The 21,304-nt window shown below is 56.4% G+C and carries 20 protein-coding genes; 11 read left to right on the top strand and 9 right to left on the bottom strand.

What is annotated here, in order from left to right:
• The 4 genes from accD to NST84_RS09505 form a co-directional block, all read right to left on the bottom strand.
• Nucleotides 1-894, bottom strand: coding sequence for an acetyl-CoA carboxylase, carboxyltransferase subunit beta (accD, locus tag NST84_RS09520; protein WP_342565349.1), 894 nt, complete (start codon nt 892-894; stop codon nt 1-3).
• Between the two features lie 76 nt (nt 895-970).
• Nucleotides 971-1,159: a glutamate decarboxylase gene (locus tag NST84_RS09515; protein WP_342565348.1), complete on the bottom strand. Its 189-nt coding sequence runs from the start codon at nt 1,157-1,159 to the stop codon at nt 971-973.
• Nucleotides 1,160-1,307: 148 nt separating this feature from the next.
• Complete coding sequence (locus NST84_RS09510) at nt 1,308-1,808, bottom strand: phosphatidylglycerophosphatase A (protein ID WP_342565347.1); 501 nt, start codon at nt 1,806-1,808, stop codon at nt 1,308-1,310.
• A 74-nt stretch (nt 1,809-1,882) separates the two neighbouring features.
• Complete coding sequence (locus NST84_RS09505; RefSeq protein WP_342565346.1) at nt 1,883-5,515, bottom strand: DNA polymerase III subunit alpha; 3,633 nt, start codon at nt 5,513-5,515, stop codon at nt 1,883-1,885.
• A gap of 132 nt (nt 5,516-5,647) precedes the next feature.
• Between NST84_RS09505 and NST84_RS09500 the strand changes: the two genes are divergently transcribed.
• The 3 genes from NST84_RS09500 to NST84_RS09490 all read left to right on the top strand — a co-directional run bounded on the left by NST84_RS09500 (nt 5,648) and on the right by NST84_RS09490 (nt 6,918).
• Entirely contained in the window at nt 5,648-5,971 is a 324-nt protein-coding gene (locus tag NST84_RS09500; protein WP_090713685.1) for a YtrH family sporulation protein, read from the top strand.
• A gap of 7 nt (nt 5,972-5,978) precedes the next feature.
• Nucleotides 5,979-6,482 (top strand): hypothetical protein, encoded by a 504-nt coding sequence (locus NST84_RS09495; RefSeq protein ID WP_342565345.1) that lies wholly within the window; start codon nt 5,979-5,981, stop codon nt 6,480-6,482.
• 127 nt (nt 6,483-6,609) lie between these two features.
• Nucleotides 6,610-6,918 carry a YtpI family protein gene (locus NST84_RS09490; protein ID WP_342565344.1) on the top strand — a complete coding sequence of 103 codons (309 nt, stop codon included), beginning with the start codon at nt 6,610-6,612 and terminating at the stop codon, nt 6,916-6,918.
• Between the two features lie 480 nt (nt 6,919-7,398).
• Here the strand turns inward: NST84_RS09490 and NST84_RS09485 are convergent, their stop codons facing one another.
• Together NST84_RS09485 and NST84_RS09480 are read right to left on the bottom strand one after the other, a co-directional pair.
• Nucleotides 7,399-8,733, bottom strand: a complete 1,335-nt coding sequence (locus tag NST84_RS09485; RefSeq protein WP_342565343.1) for a DRTGG domain-containing protein — start codon at nt 8,731-8,733, stop codon at nt 7,399-7,401.
• Between the two features lie 216 nt (nt 8,734-8,949).
• The gene (locus tag NST84_RS09480) at nt 8,950-9,234 is read right to left on the bottom strand and encodes a hypothetical protein (RefSeq protein ID WP_342565342.1); all 285 of its coding nucleotides are present in this window, start codon (nt 9,232-9,234) and stop codon (nt 8,950-8,952) included.
• Between the two features lie 162 nt (nt 9,235-9,396).
• Here NST84_RS09480 and NST84_RS09475 point away from each other — a divergent pair, with 162 nt between their 5' ends.
• Nucleotides 9,397-9,972 carry a hypothetical protein gene (locus tag NST84_RS09475; RefSeq protein WP_342565341.1) on the top strand — a complete coding sequence of 192 codons (576 nt, stop codon included), beginning with the start codon at nt 9,397-9,399 and terminating at the stop codon, nt 9,970-9,972.
• A 97-nt stretch (nt 9,973-10,069) separates the two neighbouring features.
• Here NST84_RS09475 and NST84_RS09470 read toward each other — a convergent pair whose 3' ends face one another.
• Entirely contained in the window at nt 10,070-10,411 is a 342-nt protein-coding gene (locus tag NST84_RS09470) for a YlbF family regulator (protein ID WP_039871742.1), read from the bottom strand.
• A gap of 190 nt (nt 10,412-10,601) precedes the next feature.
• Here NST84_RS09470 and NST84_RS09465 point away from each other — a divergent pair, with 190 nt between their 5' ends.
• The 7 genes from NST84_RS09465 (at nt 10,602) to NST84_RS09435 (ending at nt 18,231) form a co-directional block, all read left to right on the top strand.
• Entirely contained in the window at nt 10,602-11,969 is a 1,368-nt protein-coding gene (locus tag NST84_RS09465; protein ID WP_342565340.1) for a YheC/YheD family protein, read from the top strand.
• A 9-nt stretch (nt 11,970-11,978) separates the two neighbouring features.
• On the top strand, nt 11,979-13,142 hold the full coding sequence (locus NST84_RS09460; RefSeq protein ID WP_342565339.1) for a YheC/YheD family protein: 1,164 nt from the start codon (nt 11,979-11,981) through the stop codon (nt 13,140-13,142).
• Between the two features lie 13 nt (nt 13,143-13,155).
• Entirely contained in the window at nt 13,156-14,529 is a 1,374-nt protein-coding gene (locus NST84_RS09455; RefSeq protein ID WP_342565338.1) for a YheC/YheD family protein, read from the top strand.
• Nucleotides 14,526-15,638, top strand: a complete 1,113-nt coding sequence (locus NST84_RS09450) for a YheC/YheD family protein (RefSeq protein ID WP_342565337.1) — start codon at nt 14,526-14,528, stop codon at nt 15,636-15,638. Before NST84_RS09455 ends, NST84_RS09450 begins: the two co-directional genes overlap by 4 nt.
• 123 nt (nt 15,639-15,761) lie before the next feature.
• On the top strand, nt 15,762-16,277 hold the full coding sequence (locus NST84_RS09445) for an N-acetyltransferase (protein ID WP_342565336.1): 516 nt from the start codon (nt 15,762-15,764) through the stop codon (nt 16,275-16,277).
• Nucleotides 16,259-17,386, top strand: a complete 1,128-nt coding sequence (locus NST84_RS09440; RefSeq protein WP_342565335.1) for a YheC/YheD family protein — start codon at nt 16,259-16,261, stop codon at nt 17,384-17,386. The genes NST84_RS09445 and NST84_RS09440 overlap by 19 nt, the downstream gene beginning before the upstream one ends.
• 722 nt (nt 17,387-18,108) lie before the next feature.
• Nucleotides 18,109-18,231 carry a hypothetical protein gene (locus NST84_RS09435; protein ID WP_342565334.1) on the top strand — a complete coding sequence of 41 codons (123 nt, stop codon included), beginning with the start codon at nt 18,109-18,111 and terminating at the stop codon, nt 18,229-18,231.
• Between the two features lie 265 nt (nt 18,232-18,496).
• On the opposite strand, the gene NST84_RS09430 is transcribed toward NST84_RS09435, so the two are convergent.
• Nucleotides 18,497-20,230, bottom strand: coding sequence for a hypothetical protein (locus NST84_RS09430; protein WP_342565333.1), 1,734 nt, complete (start codon nt 20,228-20,230; stop codon nt 18,497-18,499).
• 173 nt (nt 20,231-20,403) lie between these two features.
• Nucleotides 20,404-21,276, bottom strand: coding sequence for a carbohydrate ABC transporter permease (locus NST84_RS09425; protein ID WP_342566384.1), 873 nt, complete (start codon nt 21,274-21,276; stop codon nt 20,404-20,406).
• Nucleotides 21,277-21,304: the final 28 nt, after the last annotated feature.

Here is a 21,304-nt window from a genome sequence, read left to right as displayed (position 1 = left end):
CTAAAATCCCCCTTTCACATCATGCAAATCGAGCAGCCTGGTCAGCGTAGACCGTAATTCCTTACGGTGCACCACCAGATCAAGCTGGCCGTGCTGAAGGTTGAATTCAGCCGTCTGGAAATCATCCGGCAGCTTCTGGCGGATCGTCTGTTCAATGACGATTCTGCCGGCGAAGCCGAATACGGCGCCGGGCTCGGCAATAATTATGTCGCCGAGGCTCGCAAAGCTGGCGGATACGCCGCCTGTGGTAGGGTCAGTAATGACCGAAATATATAATCCCCCGGACTCGCCAAAACGGGCCAGAGCCGCACTTGTCTTGGCCATCTGCATCAGGCTGAGGATACTTTCCTGCATCCGTGCTCCGCCTGAGGTAGAGAAAATCAGCAGCGGGAGTCTCCTCTCCGTTGCTTCTTCCACTGCACGGGTAATCTTCTCCCCTACTGCGGAGCCCATGCTGCCTGAGAAAAATTCAAAATTCATCACTGCAACAATGACGGGATGGCCGCCGATGGCGCCCTGTCCGGTCACAACTGCCTCAACTTGTCCGCTTTTGGAGCGCTGCTGCTCAAGCTTCGAGGCATAACCCGGAAACTTCAGCGGGTCTACCGAGGAAATCTCGCTGTCAAACTCAATAAATCCTTCCGGATCAAGAGTCATGGCGATCCGCTCCAGCGCGTTCAGCCGCATATGATGGCCGCAGGCCGGACATACCTTCAGATTCTTCTCCAGCTCCTTGCTGTACTGGATCGTACCGCATTTGCTGCACTTACTCATGAGCCCTTCGGGAATTTCCCGTTTCGGGCGTTCGCCTTCCGCCGGTCCGCCGCTCCGCTCCAGACGTTCTGAAGGAATAGTCGCGTACTTCCGTTTTTTCTGAAATAAATCTTTGAACAAGGGTCGCACCTCTTCAGCCGTTTATTTGCGCATTCAGCAGCTTGCCGCTGTCACTACCGCACTTATACATATTTAATCAGGGATGTAAAATCAGATTCAGGGCTTCCTGCACTTCCTCAAGCTCCCCTGAAGGAACCAGAATTTCAAACTGCTGCTTGGACATATTGATCGGACGGCACTTTATCAGAAATCCTTCTTCCGTAAGCTTGCTCTGAATCATATCCGCCACTTTGGCGGTTGGAGCTATATAAATTACCGTCCACATGTCCTGCAAGGCCTCCCTGATCTCAATTCCCAGCCGTATCCCGCGTATAATGGAATCATGATAACACAGTTTTCTTTTTTCCCGCAACAGGAGCAAAACGGAGGAGGCTGGACCAGGAGGCCGCATTCATCAGCTAAAAGGTGATCCCTTATGGCGTACCGGTGACGTGCGGATACACCTTTGCCCCTTCATGGCGGTGGGCGATCCGGGCAGAAGCGGCTGCGGCAATCCCGGCAACCAGGTCATCCAGGAATACATGAATGCTGCCGGGCTCATCATTCAGCTTGCCGATCACGCCAAGCTTGACTTTGTCCAGATAGCCGAAGCTGGTCAGCCCGATCATACCGTACACGCCCGTAATTCCCAGCGCCAGCGTCTCATCCGCGCCGTAGAGCGATTCATCCGCCTCCATTACCGCCTGCAGCGGCTGGGGAAGCGCCCCTTTCTCCGCCAGCTCATCCAGGGCAACGCCTGTCATGAGCGTGTACTGTACCTCTCTTTTGCCAAGCACCGATTTCACGCTGGACAGGCACTCTTCCTCTGTTAAATCCTGATAATACTTGGACTGTAAAATATATACGATCTCAGCGATAGCCTTCAGCGTAACGCCCCTTCGTTCCAGCAGCTCTGTTGCCATTTGATAGGACATGTTGTCATTCCCCTTTCCGCACGGGACACTTCCCAGTGGTTTCCTAATGTATGCGGAAAAGGGCGGAAATGTTCTTATTTTATTCTTACTGTACCGGCTCCCAGCATCTCTTCAACCGCTGCGAACAGCTCCGGCGAAGGCTCGATCCGGTAGCTGTCGCTGAGCGCCAGCACCCGCTGCTCGCGTTCGTAGAACAGCAGGGTGGCTGCAGGCCCGGGATGGGTCTGCAGCAGTGCCTGCAGGCGCGAGAGCAGCGCCGGGTTCTCTGCGGCCGGCGTGATCTTGATAAAGACACGCTGGCCGCTCCCCGCCGCTCCCGCAGGTGCGGCGGGCTGGGCCGCAGGCGCTGCTGCGCCGCCTGCGGCAGTACGCGGCGCGCCGGTGCCCCCGGCGCCGCCCCGGGGTGCAGGAGCGCTGCGCTGCGCTCCTGCAGAGGCCGTCCGTCCCGCTGCGGACGGACGGGAGGCAGCTGCGCTGCGGCGCTGCAGCAGGCCATGGAGAGCGTCCGCGCCAAGCGGCGCGACCTCCTCGGCCAGCAGCTTGAAGCCCTCGTCCTCCTGCTGCACCTTGGCACGCAGGGCCAGCAGTGCGCCCTTCTCGACCAGGCCGCGGCTGCGTTTCCACACCTCAGGGAACAGCACGACCTCGCAGCGCTCGATCTGGTCCTCCCACTGGATGAAAGCCATCGCCTTGCCGGCCTTGGTCGTAATCTCCTTGATGGAGACGACCATCCCCGCCGTAACCGTCTGGCTCTCATCCGCGGCCTCGCCAAGGTCCATCAGCCGCTGGATGCCCGGCTCCTCAAGCAGCGCCGCGCTGTCATCCAGCGGATGGCCGGACAGGTACAGCCCCAGCAGCTCGCGCTCCAGCTCCAGCTGCTGCGTTACACTGAATTTCGGGATATCCGGATAGCGGATTTCCCAGTTCGGGGTTTCGATCAGATCTTCGAACAGCTGGATCTGCAGCTCGTCCCGCTCCTTGCGCCATTTGGCGGCGGCATCAACGGTCTCGTCGAGCATGGCCAGCAGCTGGGCCCGGTGGCCGGGCAGCCGGTCAAAAGCGCCGGCCTGGAGCAAAGATTCAATGACCCGCTTATTACAGACGCGCAAATCGACACGGCGGCAAAAATCGAGCAGGCTGTCGAACGGACGCTCCTTGCGGACAGCAATAATGTTCTCCACCGCCAGTGTTCCGACATTTTTCACGGCTGCCAGCCCGAAGCGGATATGCCCGCTGCTCCCGTCCCCGCCGGGAACCGGGGTGAACAGCACGCTGCTCTCGTTAACATCCGGCGGCAGCACTCCGATGCCGGTGCGGCGGCATTCCAGCACATATTCCGCCACCTTGCGGTGCGTGCCCATGACCGCCGTCAGCATCGATGCCATGAACTGCACCGGATAATGCGCCTTGAGATAGGCTGTCTGGAAGGCCAGCACGCCATAAGCGGCGGCATGGGCCCGCGGGAAGCCGTAATCAGCGAACCGGACAATCATGTCATAGACCGCATTTGCATCCTTCTCCTGATAGCCCTGCTGCAGGCTGCCCTGTACAAAGTGGCTGCGCTCCTTATCAAGCGTCTCACGCTTCTTCTTCGACACCGCGCGGCGCAGCAGATCGGCTTCACCAAGCGAGAAACCGGCCATTAGAGAGGCAATCTGCATGATTTGCTCCTGGTATACGATAATGCCATACGTGTCCGCCAGAATCGGCGTCAGGTCTTCATGCGGATAATCGACAGCAATTTCGCCATGCTTGCCGGCAATAAATTTGGGAATAAACTCCATCGGGCCCGGACGGTACAGCGCCAGCACCGAGATGACATCCTCGAAGCCGGATGGTTTCAGGTCCTTCAGCACGCGCCGGACCCCTGCAGACTCCAGCTGAAAGACGCCGGTCGTCTCGCCCGCTCCAAGCATTTCATAGGTCAGCGGATCATTATCGGAGATCGTTCGGAAATCAGGAGCCGCCCCCTCCATCTCCCTGATCCAGTTCATGCAGCGTTCAATAATCGATAAGGTGCGCAGGCCCAGAAAGTCCATCTTGAGCAGCCCGACGCTCTCCAGATGCTCCATGGAATACTGGGTCAAAGCTGTGCTCTCATTGCCGGCCTGCAGCGGAACTGCATCGGTCAGCGGGCCTTTGGAGATCACAACACCGGCGGCGTGTGTGGAAGCATGGCGCGGCATGCCTTCCACCTTCATCGCCATATCCAGCAGCTCCCGTGTCTTGCGGTTTGTTTCATACAAAGCCTTCAGATCCGGACTGCCCTCCAGCGCCCGGGCAATGCTGATTCCGAGCTGTCCGGGAATCAGCTTCGCAGCCTTGTCCACCTCGTTGTACGGCAGGTTCAGCACGCGGCCGACATCGCGGACCGCCGCCCGCGCAGCCATTGTTCCGAAGGTGATGATCTGGGCCACATGCTCCTTGCCGTACTTTTCGACCACATAGGCGATAACCTCATCGCGCCGCTCATCGCTGAAGTCGATATCGATATCCGGCATCGTAATCCGCTCGGGATTCAGGAAACGCTCAAACAGCAGGTTGTACTTCAGCGGGTCCACATCGGTAATCCGCAGCGTATATGCGGTAAGGCTGCCGGCTGAGGAGCCGCGGCCCGGACCGGTTACGATGCCATGACGGTGGCAATAGGCAATGAAATCCCAGACGATCAGGAAATAATCGCTGAAGCCCATGCTCTCAATGACACCCAGCTCGTAGTCCAGCCGCTGCTCGGCAGTTGCCTTCTGCTCAGGCGAAGCCCAGAGCGGTGTATCCGCATAACGCGTTTCCAGCCCGCTGCGGCAGAGCCCGCGCAGGTAAGACGCGGCATCCAGCCCTTCGGGCAGAGGTGAATATTCAGGCAGAATATGCTGTCCGAACGTCAGTTCAAGATTGCATTTATCGGCAATTTCCTGTGTATTGGTGATCGCCTGGGGCACATGCGGAAACAGCGCCGCCATCTGCTCTCCGCTCTTCATGAACAGCTGATCCGTACCGATCTTCAGCCGGTCCTCGTCATCCACTGTCTTGCCGGTGCCGATGCAGATCAGCACATCCTGAACCTCGGCATCCTCCTTGGCCAGATAGTGTACGTCATTGGTCGCGGCGAGCTGGATATCAAGCTCTGCCGCCAGGGCAATCAGCTGCGGATTGACCCGCTTCTGCTCGGGAATGCCGTGATCCTGCAGCTCCAGATAGAAGTCATCGCCAAAAATCTCCTTGTACCGCAGTGCCGCCTTACGCGCCTCATCGTCGCGCCCGTGCAGCAGATGCTGCGGCACTTCCCCGCCCAGACAGGCGCTTAGGCAGATGATGCCCTCAGCATGGGCTGCCAGCGCCTCCGTATCAATGCGCGGCTTATAGTGCTGGCCTTCCAGATGGCCGATGGAGACGAGCTTCATCAGGTTTCTGTAGCCGGTTTCATTCTTCGCGAGCAGGATCAGATGATAAATCGGCTGATCCTTGCGGCTGCCCCGCTCACGGCGGGAGCCTGCTGTCAGATAGGCTTCACAGCCGATAATCGGCTTGATGCCGGCGGCTGTGCAAGCTTTATAAAAGGGGATTGCCCCATACATTACTCCATGATCCGTCAGCGCCAGCGACTTCATGCCGTATTCGCCGGCCCGGCGCACGAGATCCGTAATGCGCGCCGCGCCGTCCAGTAAACTGTATTCGCTGTGCACATGCAAATGCACGAATGGGCTCATATTCCCCACTTCCCTTCCACTACTCAAATCAAAACATAAGATGAAACTATTTTATCATATTACCGGGGGAACCGCCCATAGAATGGATTAAGTGCACAGGGACAGGCAGACTTGTCCGGAAAGGGGCCTTGTATGACTATTTTCATGAGCAAAGCCGTGCTTGATTTCTTCATCGCCTTCGGCATCGTGCTGGGCGGCGCCATGCTTGGAGGCATCGGTGCGGTCGTTTCGCTGCAGCCGCCGACAGAGACGATGCTGGATATTGCCGACCGGATCAAGATCTGGGCGCTCGCCGCCGCAGTCGGAGGCACCATCGACCCCATGCGGGTCATTGAGAGCAATATGATCGGGGGCAATCTGTCTCCGGCCATCAAGCAGATCCTTTATCTGGTATTCGCCTTTTTAGGCGCCCATATGGGCAGCGAGCTGGTCAAATGGGTGTGCGGCAAGGGGTGAGCAGGCCATGAGAATTCCGCCTTTTCAGCGCTACCGCCGTTTTTCGCAGATTTCCGCCGTTTTTGTGCTTGGAATGGTGACAGGAGCCGTCATGTACAATGCCATTTTTCATATGGGCTATAATGTGCTCTGGCTTAACAATCAGGAAATGAGGGTGGAGATTGAGCAGTACCGGAATGATATTAAAACCCTGAAAAAATACAACAACACCTCCACCGTGATCCGGGAAATCAAGCTGCGCACAGAGGAGAGCAAGACAAAAGAGGGAGATGCCGCGCTGGATCAGGTAACTGTGAAGGAAATCATCAGACAGATGAGCAAAGACCTGGAGCCGATGCGGGGCCGCAGCATGTTCGATATTGATACGGACGGCAAGCTGGCGCGGCTGCTGCTGGACGGCAAGGTCTACCTTGTCCGGGAAAAAGAGTACTCTGTACGCATTCGAACCATGCTGGTCATGGAGGGTGTGCTGCAGATCTGGGTGGAGGTCAATCCCTATAAACGCAGCTGAGCCGCAGATTAATAGGGCGTACCGGCGGCAGCCGTGCTACAATAATGGACAGGTATATAAGCTAGCGGAAGCCGCGCAGAGGACTAATCTTTCTTTTATTACCGCCTGATAAAGGAGCTGCCTGTCCATGATTATGCTCATCAAGTATCTGCTGTTCATCCTGCTTGTTATTTTTATGATAGGTGCCGCCGTATACAGCCTCACCTCACGCCGGACCCCCGATCCGCTGGAAAAAGGCCGCCGGCGCTCCATCATGAACGTGCTGCTCGGAGCCATGCTGGTCACGCTGTCGTTAATGTCGATGTTTTTGTTCCGCGGATCGACGCCCAGCGTTATTGTGGAGGCGCTGTTTCTCGTCATCGGGGCGTTTAATATTTTCTCCGGGCTGCGCAGCTACGGGTATTACAGCCGGAGCGGGAGCGGCCGGAAGGCTTAACGCGGTTGATTTTACAGCCTGATTGCCCAATTTGCAGCCGCCCCCTCCGCCGCCCGGTACTTCTGTGAAGACAGCTAAGTGGAAAATAGTCACCTAATTCCTGGATCATGGCCGAAAACGGGATACTAGTTGTAAAAACGACACTTCATTCCGGGATATCTGCCCCTGCTGGCGTTTTCAGATTGAAATAAGTGATGATTTTCCATCTATTTTTTATCAGAGTAGGATTCTGGCCAATTTAAGTGTCAAAAATCCAACTGAATGCTTAATGCACATAGTCCCGGTAAAAAGGCAGCAGTGTGATGGCGGATCAGACCGTTTTTTTCCAACTCTACTTTAATATAATAGTAAAAAAGAGACTGCCCTATAGAGTATAGAGCGGTCTCTCTTCATATAGCGCAACCTGTGGCGGGCGGCCCGGCCTAACTGCCCTGAGCCCGGCTGCATACTGCAGGTTAGTGCCTGCCTTATCCGGTCACCTTACCCGTGATCAATTGACTGCAGCATCAGCACAGCCTTCGCGACCATCGTGTCATTGTGGCTGATTTCAATCTCCAGCTTGCAGGTTCTGCGGCTGATTTCCAGCAGCTTGGGCATCACGATAATTGAGTGCTCAATCTGCACCGGGCGGATAAAATAGGTAGACATATTGTCCAGTACATAATCGTTGCCGGTAATATCCTTGGCTGCCTTAAACGCAGACAGGGTCATCAGCGTGGACAGGACGCCCTCGGAGATGGTCCCCAGATCCGTCGCCATCTGCGGAGTGATGAAGCCGTGGAAGAACAGCTTCCCTTCCTCATCCCGCTCCTCGGCAAACCCGTTCCAGATCAGATGGTCAAAGGTTTCGCCCATCTGGGGCTGGTTGCTGACATCGCGCAGGCTCTGCAGCACCTCACGCCGGGTCAGCGAGCCGACCAGCTTGCGGTTGCGGTCCACGATCGGCAGGAAGTCAATTCCTTCCCACATCATAATCTGCGCCGCCGAAGCCAGTGAGGTCTGCAGTGCCGCTGTTACCGGACTGCGGACCATCGCTTTTTCTATGCTCTGCCCTTCCTGCAGCTCCTCGACATCCCGCCGGCCGACAATCCCGACGACCCGGTTCCATTCATCCGTTACGGCAAAACGCTGCTCCCCGCTGGAAAGCGCCAGCTGCCGCAGCTCACCGACCGTGCTGGAAACTTTCAGCGTGTTCAGCTTCGGCTTGCTCTCCAGAATATCCTCGACCAGCATGATCTTTTTCTTGATCAGCCGGTCAAAGATTGCCCGGTTAATCATCGAGGCCACGGTAAACGTATCGTGCCTGGAGGAAATCACCGGCAGATCCAGCTCGTCCGCCAGCGCTTTGACCTCACGGCTGGTGCCGAAGCCGCCCGTCACCAGTACCCCCGCCCCCTGCTCCAGGGCCAGTGAATGCACATCGTCGCGGTTCCCGACAATCAGCAGGCTGTCGGCATCAATATAACGGATCATAGCATCGACCTTCATCGCGCCGATTATATATTTATGCAGGTGCTTATTCAGCCCGTCAGCCCCGCCAAGCACATGCCCCTCAACAATATCTACAACATCCGCGAAGGTGAGCTGATCGGAAATGTTCCGCGGCTTCTTTTCGACACGGACGGTCCCGATCCGCTCCTTCGTAATCACGATGCCGAGGTTTTCCGCCTCCTTCACCGCACGGTAAGCCGTCCCTTCACTCACTACCATTTCCTTCGCCAGCTTGCGTACAGAAATTTTGGTGCCTACCTTGAGACCTTCGATATGCTGCAGCAGTTGTTCATGCTTTGTAATGTTGTCGCCTTGTCCTTCCAACTGTTACACCCCCGTACCCCAATCTGTACTATTCTGTACTCATTATACAGCCGGAAATTACAGAGTACAACCGTCTGCACAGGGCCAAATAAGTTAACTAAGTGAATGATTTATACCCTTGCGGGGAAACAGGAGCTAACAAAAAAAAGCCTGCCCCGCCGCTGCGGAAATCAGGCTTTGAGATGTATTTTTCCCACAACATTTCTGCCCGGGCCATTACAAACGCTGCGACATTCTGGTCTCCTCATTCCACTTGCCCTGCCACTGCTCCAGCTTATGCTTGCGGACCGCCTCCAGCCGCTTCTGCTTCTCCTCATCCACCCCGATGATAAAATGCAGATGGGCGGCAATGATCAGAAAAGCAAACACGCACCAGACAACGCCGAAGCCCAGCACCCAGCTCGGCCCGTTCTGGAACGACAGCTGCGGCAGCGCGTAGAGCAGCATGGCGAGTGCAATCAGCAGATACATGACGTGCTTGAACTTGTTTCTTTTTTTCATCACAAACAGCTCCTTCAACTGAATCTATATCTCTACTCTATGAGCTGCCCCCGGGATTTATGAGACAAGTCTGCAAAATTTTGAACCTGCCCAACTAAAATGATATAGCACAGCCCGCAGTCATATGAGATGATGAATACAATTATTAGGAGGCGATGGTACTTGAATCAGGCGTACGGCTATACGGAGTATACGATCCGCAAAAAGGTTTTTTCGATTATGAGCACCAAGCTGCACATTTATAACAGCTCCGAGGAGCTGGTGCTTTATTCACAGATGAAGGCGTTTAAGCTAAAAGAGGACATTGCGCTGTACACGGACGAATCGATGGAAAGGGAGCTTTTGCGGATCAAGGCACGGAATATCATCGACTTCAGCGTCACCTTTGACGTGGTTGACTCCGAGACGGGTGAGCATGTGGGGGCGCTGCGCCGCAAGGGGCTCAAATCGATTCTGAAGGATGAGTGGATCATTCTGGACAGACATGACCAGGAGATCGGGCTGATTAAGGAAGACAGTACCTTTATGGCGCTGCTGCGCCGGGTGATCTCCTTTATTCCGCAAAAATACAGCATCGAGCTGCAGGGGGACCCGATTCCCACCTACAGCCAGAACATCAACCCGTTCGTTACCAAAATCACCGCCGATTTCTCCGGTGACCGCACCGGCCAGCTTGACCGCCGCCTGGGGCTCGCTGCCGGAATTCTGCTCTGCGCCGTAGAGGGCAAGCAGGATTAACATCCTGCCCATTATATATACAACAAAAGGGGATTCTCCAGCCGACCGGCCGGGGAGTCCCCTTTGTGTTAACCCTGCTCCAGGCGGAGCGGAAATATTATTGTCCGCCGTACATTTGCGACAGGCTGTCCGTAATGATTTTGTTCACGTCCTCAATGACCACACTGAGGCGGCGTTCTGCGTCGAACAGCCGGCGGATGCCGAGATTCAGGTTCAGCACCTCGAACAGCTTCTCCATTTTTTCCATTTCCTCCTGTGGAGGCATCTCCCCGTTCATCATCCGCTGCTGCAGCTCAATCTGGTTCTGGCGGAAATTGTCCAGCATCTGTTTGCTCTCCGGATCTGCTTCAATCACCTTCATGGCACTGCTGATGTCAGAAAATTCAGTGCTTTCTTTAATGGCTCTGGCCAGTTCGTGTGCCTTGTCGATTACGTTCATTGTGTTACCTCCTGAAATTTGTTGTTGTGTCAGTGGTCTGCCGCCTGCTGCAATAGTGATTTACGCCCGGCACGGCTTTTTACAGAATAGGTCAATCACCAAGGGTCAGATGTCTCCATATGATGAATGATATGTAACCCTTAGATTCATAATTGCCGGCATCATGCTGCCTACCGGAAGGAGATCCACGATGTCTAAGTTCAAGATCCCGGTCCAAACGGTCCACTCGGGCATCCTGCAGGAAAATGCGATCATGCTTGGCGACAAATCCATGAAAAGGCTCAAAATACCGGCTCACGGCATTATCCAGCTGAGCTTCGGCTCATTCAGGCAGGAGGTTACCGTCATTCCGGTCCCCAAAGCCGACAGCCTGCGCGTCAGTGAAGGGCTGGCCCGGCGGCTCGGCTGGAGAGGCCGGCCTGTGCTGAATGCAACCTACAGTACCGGCAGCCGCATTCTGCGGCTCGGGCCGCTGATCGGCGTGCTGGTGAGCCGGGACCATCCCGACCAGCCGGACAGAGTGTTCGGACAGATCACGATGTTCTGCCGGGAACTAACCAACGCCTGCCAAGCACAAGGTGCCTATGTATATTTCTTTACCCCGGAAGCGCTGGAAACACGCAGCTCCTCCATTCAGGGCTGGGTATACGACGAGGGCTGGCGGAAGCTGAGTCTTCCTGTCGCCGATGTAATCAACAATCGGGTTACTACGCGCAAGGTAGAGAACAAACCTAGCGTACAGCATTTTCTGGCGGATGTAAAATCCCGCTACGGAACCCATTTCTTCAATGAAAAGTTCCTAGACAAAACCGAGGTGTTTGAGGCGCTGGGCCAGGATGCCGCCCTGCAGCGGTATTTGCCCGAATCTCACGCCTTTAACGGCTTTGCCATCCTCAAAAAAATGTGTAACAGCTACTCCAGCGTCTTTCTGAAGCCGGTACGCGGCAGCCTTGGTAAAGGCATCCTGCGGATTTCCCGGGAAGAAGGCGGAGGGTACCGGCTGCTGTCCACAACGCCGATGGGCACGCGCAAGCAAAGCTATCCTACGCTGGCAAAGCTGTTCCAGTCCATTTCACCGAAGATGAAAACGACCCGCTTCCAGATCCAGCAGGGGCTGAGCCTGATGGAGCTCGGCAAACGGCCGGTCGATTTCCGCGCACTTGTGCAGAAGAACGGCACCGGCAAATGGGGAGTGACTTCCATTGTCGCCCGCACCGCCGGGAGCAATCATTTTGTCTCCAATCTGGCCCGGGGCGGCACGCTCAGTACGGTGAAAGAGGCCATCAGTAAAAGCAGCCTTCCTGCGGGAATGAAGGAAAGCTCGCAGGTTCAGCTGCCCCGGGCGGCACTGGCCATTGCCAGAGGAATTGAAACCTTTATCCCCGCACACTTCGGGGAGCTGGGCATCGATCTGGCGCTGGACCAGTCGGGGCGGATCTGGCTGCTGGAGGTCAACTCCAAGCCGTCCAAGAATGACAACACGCCGCTTAACGACCAGAAAATCAGACCGTCCGTAAAGCAAATGATTCTATATTGCCGCTATCTGGCCGGGTTATAAGGAGGCACTATGACAGATACAGCCCAGGGATTCCTCGGAATAATGACTGGCCGGCGCCAGGGACATCCTCCAATTGCCGAGCCGGAGTTCTGCAGCCAGCTCAGCGCAGCAGCCCCGCTGTTTGATCTGAAGGTGCTGGTGTTCCATCCCGAAGATGTCGCGGCGGACGGTGAATCCATAACCGGTTACGCATGGAAGGAAGGCCGGTGGCAGCAGACTGTAGCTCCGGCACCCGATATCCTGTATAACCGCTGCCTCTATTCAAGCCGCCAGGAGAAAAAAGCGGCGGCGGCCGCGCTCGCTGCGCTGTCCCGCGCAGTTCCCTGGTCACGGGGACTGCCCGACAAGTGGAGGGTATATGAAATCCTCCGGCGCAGTCCTGCTGCCCCCCTGCTGCCGGAGACCAGGCTCTATACCGGTCCGGCCGCGCTCGGCTCCATGCTTGCCGAGCGGGAATACGGCGTATTTCTGAAGCCCCGGGCAGGCTCTCACGGCAAAAGCACGCTGCATGCCAGACTGCTCAGCGCAAGAGAAGGCGGCGGAATGAGCATCCGCGGCCGGAGCGGAGCCAACGAGCCCTTCCGCCGTCACTTCAGCACAGTGGATGAAGGACTCCGCTGGATTGACCGTTTCACCGGCACACGCCGCTGCATTATCCAGCCCTACCTGCATTTAACCGGCAGCCAGGGCCGGCCGTTTGATGTGCGGGTGCTGATGCAAAAGAACGGCCGCGGCGCCTGGACACTGACCGGTATGGCTGTGCGGCTCGGCGGGCACGGGAGCTTCACCTCCAATCTGCACGGCGGGGGAACAGCAGCCGCTGCGCTTCCTTTTCTGCTCGCTGAATACGGGCCAGCCGGGGCAGAGCTGCTGGATGAGCTTGCTGCCGCCGCAGCAGTCCTCCCTCCCCTGCTGGAGAAATCCTGCGGCAGACTCGGGGAGCTGGGTCTCGACTTCGGCCTTGACCCCGGAGGGCGGATCTATCTGCTGGAAGCTAATTCCAAGCCGGGACGTTCGGTATTCCGGCTGACGGGTGACAGCCAGGCTGCCAGACTCGCAGCCGAGAACCCGCTGCGCTATGCACGGCATCTGCTGCAGCACTCGCCGGCCGGCCGAAGAAAACCTGCCAATATGCTCCGCTACAGACAGGAGAATGAAATCAATGGTTCCTAAGGAGGATTCATCAATGGGTCTCACTTTTTGCAATGTCCATTTCACCAAGCAGCCCCAAAGAGTTGTCTATGTCTCGGGTGAATTGATGAAAAGCCTGAAATTATCCGGCAAAAAAAATATCCGCCTTCGGCTCGGCAAGGATGCCATTCCGGCCATGATCAAGCCTATCAAGCGGGCAGGAAAGCATCTGTTCCTCGCTTCAGGCGTAAAGAGCGCAATTAAGGTCCCCAAAACGGGCGGGGTCTATCTGCGCAATCTGCAGAATGATGAGGTACAGCTCGGGCCGCTGGTCGGCATTCTGTCCGACGGGCCTACCTCGTCAAGCAACCCTTTTGGCTCCCGCACGGGCTTTATCAAGCAGCTGCTGCGTGAAGGCAGCAATAAATGCTATATTTTCGCCTTTACACCGCGTGACATCGACTGGCAGAAGGAGCAGGTCAACGGCTTTTTCCTGAATGCCAGCGACAAGTTCGAGCGCAAGCTCGTTCCGCTGCCGGATGTCGTATACAACAGGCTGCCCAGCCGCCGGGCTGAAACCTCCCCTTATATCAACCAGCTCCGCGAACGGTTCGGACGCAAACGGATCCCTTACTTCAACTGGAGCTTTTTCAACAAGTCGGATGTGTACCGGCTGCTGGAAAATGATAATGCGGCCTACCGCTACGTGCCCGAGACCGTTACCAATCCCAGCTCGGAAAAAATGCGGGAAATGCTGGACCGTCATCATTTCGTCTATTACAAGCCGTCTGCCGGGAGCCTGGGACACGGAATCTACCGGCTGACTTACCTGCCCAAGAAAGGATACTTCGCCAGGTACCGTAAGGGCGGCAAAAATGTGCTGCTGCGGTTCACCAGCTTCGACAGCCTGATGCGCATGCTGCGTTCCCGCCATGGCCAGCATCTGCAGAACTATGTGGTGCAGCAGGGCATCCGTCTGATCGAAATCGACGCCTGCCCGATCGACTTCCGCTTCCACATGCATAAGAACGGCAGCAATCAATGGGTGGTTGTAGGCATCGGGGCCAAAAAAGCCGGCCGGGGCAGTGTCACTACCCACCTGAAGAACGGCGGGGCTCTGCTTACGCCTCAACAGGCACTGGGCCGGGTGTTTGGCGCAAGATCGGATGAAGTGCTGCAGCGGGCCAAAACGACTGCCGTTAAACTCGCCGAGGCGCTGGAAATCCAGCACCGCCACCTGCTGGGTGAAATCGGCTTTGACCTTGGTATTGACCAGGATGAAGATATCTGGATGTTTGAGGCGAATGCCAAACCCGGACGCTCCATCTTCCGCCATCCTTCCCTGCGTGCTGAGGGCAAAGCTTCCGTTGAGCATATTCTGGAGCACTGCCTGTATCTCAGCAAATTCCGCAGGAGGGATGACCTGTGAATACCCGTTCCCCTGACTCCGGCAAACCGGTAATTGCCATATTGACAACCAGTGACAGGCTGAAGCAGTTCCGCGGCAACCGGCATAACTTCCGTGACATTATCCGCACCGGTAAGGAAATGGGTTATCTTGTCTACGTCGTCACCGTCCGCGACCTGAAGTTTGAGGAGCAGACGGTGAACGGCTTCATCCCGTCTCCCAGCGGAAAGCTCTGGTACAGTGTCCCCATGCCCCTGCCGCAAGTGATCTACAACCGGATTCCGAACCGCAATGAGGAAGAAAAAGCCCCGGTCGCCAGAAAAGTCGCCGAGTGTCTGGAGCATGAATCCATTCAGATGTATAATCCGAGCTTTTTCAACAAATGGAATCTGTTTGAATGGCTGAAGGAATCAAAGGCCACCGTCAAGCATGTGCCCAAAACACGACGCCTGCGCAGTGCGGCCACGCTGGTGGCCATGCTGAAAAATCATGACAGCCTCTACCTCAAGCCGGAAAACGGCAAGGCCGGCAAAGGCATCATGCGGATCAAATACGTACCTGAAGCGAGCCTGCCCTTCCGGCTGCAGATTCAGGGCGGCAAAAAGAATATTACTTACAAAGCCGCCTCCATCGACCGCCTGTGGGCCCGGATCAGAAGAGAAAAGGGCATCTCCCAATATATCGCGCAGCAGGCCATCGGGCTGGCTACCCACCGCGGCCGCCCCTTTGATCTGCGGGTGCTGCTGCAGAAGAACGGCCGCGGCGCCTGGGCGGTGACCGGAATCGGCGCAAGACTGGCCGGTGTGCGCAGCATTACCACCCATGTGCCCCGCGGCGGCAGCATTGAAGAACCGGCGAGCATGCTGGAGGGAACCTTCGGCACGGAACGGGCAGCCTTGATTCTGAAAAATGTCCCGACCACCGCCCTGCTGATTGCCCGCCAGATTGAGCGGGCTTCCGGAGCTATGCTCGGCGAAATGTCGATGGACCTGGGCGTCGACGAGGAAGGCGGCCTCTGGTTCTTCGAGGCCAACTCCCGGCCGATGAAATTCGATGAACCGGCGATCCGCAAGCTGTCGCTGGAGCGGATCTTCCAATACAGCCAGCATCTGGCCCGGCAGGGTAAGTAGAAACGGCTACGCCGCCCTAAACAGGACGGTATCCGTTTCTGCGAGAAAGATAAGGATAAAGCATAGCGTGAAACATATCCTTTCTTATCTTTTAAATAGAATCCTTCCAAGGAAGTGAAGCCCATGCAGATCTCTTCTATTTATGACAGCCAGCCTGACCGCTGGCAGGCAAGGATTGCCGGACTGCTGGATTTCCTGCGGGAGTACGGAGAGCAGCGCCTGACGCTGCGCGGCTGCCGCCAGCTGGCCCGGCTGTCCCCGGAGCAGCTGGCGGTGCCCGGCGTCTCCCTGCTCGTCGCTACGGTCCGCGGGCAATACGGCCGGCAGCTGGCAGGGGTCAGCTTTGTCTCCGGCTACGGCAAGGAGGCCTGCCTGGTCGCCGTCCATCCCTTATACAGGGGCCGCCATACCGGTACGGCGCTGCTGTCAGCACAGCTGCAGCGTCTGGGCCGCCTGGAATGCCAGGTGGCCTGTGACAATCCGGCCAGCCTCAAGATGTGCTTCAACAGCGGGCTTGCCGCTGTAGACCTGACTAACGGACCGACAGGCAAGCCCACGCTGCTGCTCCGGTTCCGGCCGGACCGCAGCACGGCTATTCTCCCACAAGAAGGTGAACCTTTGTGCCAGAACCCGTCTTAGGCATCCTGACGCTTTATTTGAACGACGCCAAGCAGCTTGAAGAAAGAAGCATCTACCGGAGAATGATTATTGAAGGCCGCAAGCTCGGCCTGGATGTCTTTGTGTTTACTCCCATGGATGTCAATGCCGGTAAAGAGCTGATCCATGCCATGATCTATGACCCGGCGAGCGGCAAATGGTCGCGCAAATGGCGGCCTTTCCCCAATATGATCTATGACCGCTGCCGGATTCAGCGCAGCTCCCGCTTCGAGCAGCTGCTGCGCTTCCGTACACGCTATAACCATCTGACCTTTCTGAACCGTCCGCTGCGCAACAAATGGACGATCCACCAGACCTTTTCACAAAGGACCCGCTTCCGCCAGCATATGCCCGAGACGCTGCTCTACCAGTCTTCGTCCGACCTGCTGCGGATGCTTAAAACGAGCCCGGTCGTCTATGTGAAGCCGATTAACGGTACGGGCGGACGCGGCATTTTGCGGATCGAACGGCTCAAAGAGGGGCAGAGTCTCTACGATATTCAGGGCCGCCGCCAGAACCGGCAGATCATCTCGCCGCGCAAGGTGACGCTGTCGAAGCTGGAGTCCATTGTCCGCCAATGGTGCGCCGGCGGGCGTTTCCTCGTCCAGCAGGGTATCCCGCTGCGCCTGCCGGGCGGGCGCTTCCATGACTACCGCATGCTGGTGCAAAAGAACGGGCAGGGCATATGGGAGCTGACCGGCATCGCCGGCCGCGTCGGCGCCGCCCGCAGCGTCACCTCGAACCTGCACGGCGGCGGCCATGCCGTCCGTGCAGAGGTGCTGCTGAAGGAGTGGCTCGGCAGCACGGAGAAGGCCGACAAGGCGATGAAGTCGGCCGAGAAGCTCGGCCTGGAAGCCGCCGCCTTCCTGGAGGAGAGCTTCAGCTCGTTATGCGAGCTGGCGCTGGACCTTGCGATCGACCGCCAGGGCCGGATCTTCGTGCTGGAGGTCAACCCCAAGCCGGCCCGCGAGGTATTCGCCCGCACCGGCGACAACGCCACCTACCGCACAGCGCTGATTCGCCCGCTGGAGTACGCGCTGTGGGTACACAAGAACAAAAACGCGCCGGCGCCGGCTAAGGCGGAGGAATAGCCGCCGGCGGATGGATTGCCACCCTGTACAATGCACAGGGTGGTTTCTTTTTCATTCACATGCGTGCGCGGTGTGTGGCTGCTGTGCTGTAGTGCAGTGTGCATGTGCTGCATGGCTACTGTGCTTAGTGCTGATGTGCTATTCGGCTGCTGGCTGCCGGGCTACTCGCTGCCACGCTACTCGGCTTCTCGACTGCTGAGCTGATCAGCTGCCCGGTTCTCTGTATCAGCAGCTTATTTCTAATTTAGTTGGATTTTCGGCACTTAATTCCACACTTTTCCGCGGATTGCCGCCACTAGTTGGAAAAATGACACCTATTTCAGACGAAAACTCCTCTTTGGTGCGAATCCGGCGGAATTAAGTGTCCTTTTTCCTACTAATATTGAAATAACGTTGTTTGACGAAGAAATAGTTGACGATTTCCCACTTAGTTTGCTGCGAGCACGCTTTGAAGTGTAGCTTTCCCCTGCCAAATGCTGCTTCTCCTCCTGACAGAAACCCGGCAAATTTTCTGTAACGGACTCAGATGACCTTATTTCGGCCGAAACCCGGTTTTCGAGGTGCTAACGGACCCCAGGGGCTTTATTTGCATACAATTCCCCTCCACCGAGCTATTATAGACCAAATAACGGCGCTACGGTCCGTTAGCCTGGCTGAGTGTCTCCTATAGACGAAATAAGGTCGCTCTGGTCCGTTAAAAGTTAATAGGTAGTGTTTGGAATTTGGCAATTAGCAAAAACGGTTTGCGGCTGGTTGTCGGCAGGGTGCTGGCGGCGTTTGTGATTATAGTTGGCGGGCTGCAGGACAGTGCTTGGGTTGGTTATCGGCAGATCACAGGTTGCTGAATATGGTTGACAGTTCGCGGAGCGCGGGACGCGTTGGGGTTGGCTATCTGCAGATTGCTGGTCGTAATTGGCTGTCGGCGGGATGCGGGACAGAGCGCGGAGCGACGCTTGGGTTGGTTGGCGGCAGATCGCAGGTTGCTGGTTGTAATTGATAGTCGTCGGAGTGAGGGACGGCGTTTGGTTGATTATCGGCAGATCACAGGCTACTGGTTGTGATTGACAGTCGTCGCCCCCCCTCCCCATAATAAACCAAACAGCCCCTCCGTCAGGAGAGACTGATGCGCAGCGTATAATCCAGCGGCGTTATAAGTGTTACAACAACCTTCTGGCAGCCGTCCGGGTAGCTCATGCCCCGGATTTCGGCCAAATGATGCTCGTGGCTGCCAAACGTGAGCTCCATCCAGTCCCCGCCGGAGCTGTAGCGAAGTGTGCCGGATTTCCAAAAGGAGGCATCCTTCATTCCCGGGACCGGCGCAAGCCCCTCTCCCGCAAGCGTCCCTTCACTGCCTAAGAGCAGGATGATCTGGGTCAGCACATCCGCCGGTGACGGCGCAGTGAAACGCAGATCCCAGCCTTGGCTGTGCTCGCTCACCAGGACAGAGACTTCACTGGCCTGGGAATGGGTAAGCGGCCTTTCGCCATGCGGAAGCAGATACCATGGACTGGCGGACAGCCCTGAAAGCGGCGGCAACTTGTCTGAGGAAATCGTGCCGTAGTAGCCCTTTTCACCTGTGGATTCCAGCAGGAATCCTGCTTCGTTCTCCTCCAGAGAATCCATCATAATCAGCCCCGGCTCGAAGCTGGAAGCCAGCTGAACACCGAGCAGCCGGGCTTTGCCGTGCCTCAGCGAGAACAGCGAGGATGCTTCGGTCATCACACTAACGCTGGTAGAGCCGCTGCGGACCCGGGCAACCGGAGCGCCGAATTCGGTATGCTGCTTGCTGTGTCGCACAGGACCGCCGTAGCCGCCCTGTCCGATCCGGTCCAGCAGCTCCCGGCGGTTGAATCCGCCGTTGATCACCTTGCGATACCGTTCAGGCAGCTCTCCCGGCTGCACCGCGGATGTTTGCAGCTGCGGGTACAGCAGAAAGCCAAGCATGATCTGATTCGGCAGCGAGCCCGGATGATTCACCGAGCGGCCGGCCAGCTCGGCCAGGGCAGCGAACTCAGCGTCACCGTCAAGCTCAGCCATCAGCTTATAACACAGATAGTAGTCGGCCAGCGAGAAGACACTGCCGAAATCCTGGCGTCCGGAATAATCAGTCACCACCTCCCCGTCGGGGTGGACGAGGTATTTCATCATCCGCAGATTCTGGCGGACCGGCTCAAGCAATTCAGGCCGGTTCAAATCCTGAGCTGCGTAATAGAGCATAATATCACTAACAGTGTTGTAGATGCCATTACTCCGCTCGGTCCATTCTCCATCCGGGGTGATATCCATCCCCTCCCGCAGCCACTCTTCCGCTCTCCGCTCCAGCTCCTCCTGCCCGAAAATCCGGTAAAGGGAGCCGAGCGCTGCTGTCAGCACCCAGCGGTGATTGGGCGTATGTACTCCGCCGGTCAGCATCGCCGGAACGGTCCGCTGCAGAAACATACCGATCTTACTCTGAACCGTGCCGGCCGGCTCCCACGCCTCCCGCTCCAGCAGTGTATAAATATTGGCTAGTCCCACTACCACAAAGGCCGTATCCGGCGGTGAATGATAGTTGGTCCAGCCGGGCGATATGGTGCCGTCCTCATGCTGCAACCGCAGCATGAAATCCACTGCCTGCTGCAGCTGCTGAAGCAGCCCCGGATTGCGGTAATATTGCGACTGCGGATTACAAAGTGCAGCAGCCCATGCTGCAATATACTGGGCAGTGCCGGTATGATTCGGCCAGGCTACGCCGCTTAGCGGATCACGCACCCCTCCGAAGTAGCGGCTATCCTGGTCAGCAATCTGCATCGCCAGTGATTCCTGAGTCCACTTGTCATTTATAGCCGTTATTTTATTGAACATTTACTACTCCCCTCCATTGTTAGCAGAAGAACCTATTACCTTGGTATGCTTTGGTCTGGTCTGGTCTGGTCTGGTCTGGTCTGGTCTGGTCTGGTCTGGTCTGATCTGGTCTGCTTTAGTCTACTTCAGCCTTCTTTAGACTCCTTTAAATTGCACCAAATTCCTGATACCGCCTATCCCTTAACAGCCCCGGTCATTACACCAGACACAAAATATCTCTGCAGCCAAGGATACACCAGCAGAATCGGCACGGTCGCGAACATTACCGTTGCAGCCTTGAGGCTTTCCGGCACTACTGTACTGATGGCGTTGCCCTCCATCCGCATCAGATCCGACACCTGGCTGTTCTGGATCATCTGGTACAGCTTAAGCTGCAGCGGGTACAGCTCCGGCTTGGTGATATACATCAGCGTATCCTGAAATCCGTTCCACCGGCCGACTGCATAGAACAGGCTTAATGTAGCAAGCACCGGCATGGACAGCGGCAGGATAATCCGGAGCAGTGTGCCGAACTGGCTGCTGCCGTCAATCTCAGCCGACTCTTTAAGCGCATCAGGAATACCGGCGAGAAAAGAGATCAGAATGATCATGTAGAACGGGCTGATCAGCCCTGGAAGAACAAGCGCCCAGATCGTATTCAGCAGATGCAGCTCGCGTGTAAGAATATATTCAGGAATAATTCCGCCGCTGAAGAACATCGTTACTACAATGATGAACATAAAGATTTTACGGCCCTTCAGGTCCTTCTTGGATAGCGCGTAGCCGGCGGCGACCGTCATCATCATGCAGAGCACCGTAAAGAGCACGGTCAGAAAGATTGTGAAGCCGAGCGAACGGATCATCGCAGCATCACTGAACACTTTTTTATAGGCCTCAATGTTGAAGTCCAGCGGGAATAAGGTTACCTTTCCTGAAGAAATCGGTACGGTCCCGCTGAAGGAGACAGCCAGAATATGAATAAACGGAATCAGACATGCCAGCACCGCAAGGAGCAGACAGACGATAACGACCGTATCAAATGCATTGTTAGTCGCTTTTTTTCTCATAGTGGTAGTCGCTCTTTCACTCATTATG

Origin of the sequence: Paenibacillus sp. FSL R7-0345 (assembly GCF_038595055.1) — a bacterium.
Taxonomy (GTDB): Bacteria; Bacillota; Bacilli; order Paenibacillales; family Paenibacillaceae; genus Paenibacillus_AQ.
The sequence above is the reverse complement of the archived record's forward strand: the minus strand, read 5'-3'. Positions and strand labels throughout refer to the sequence as shown.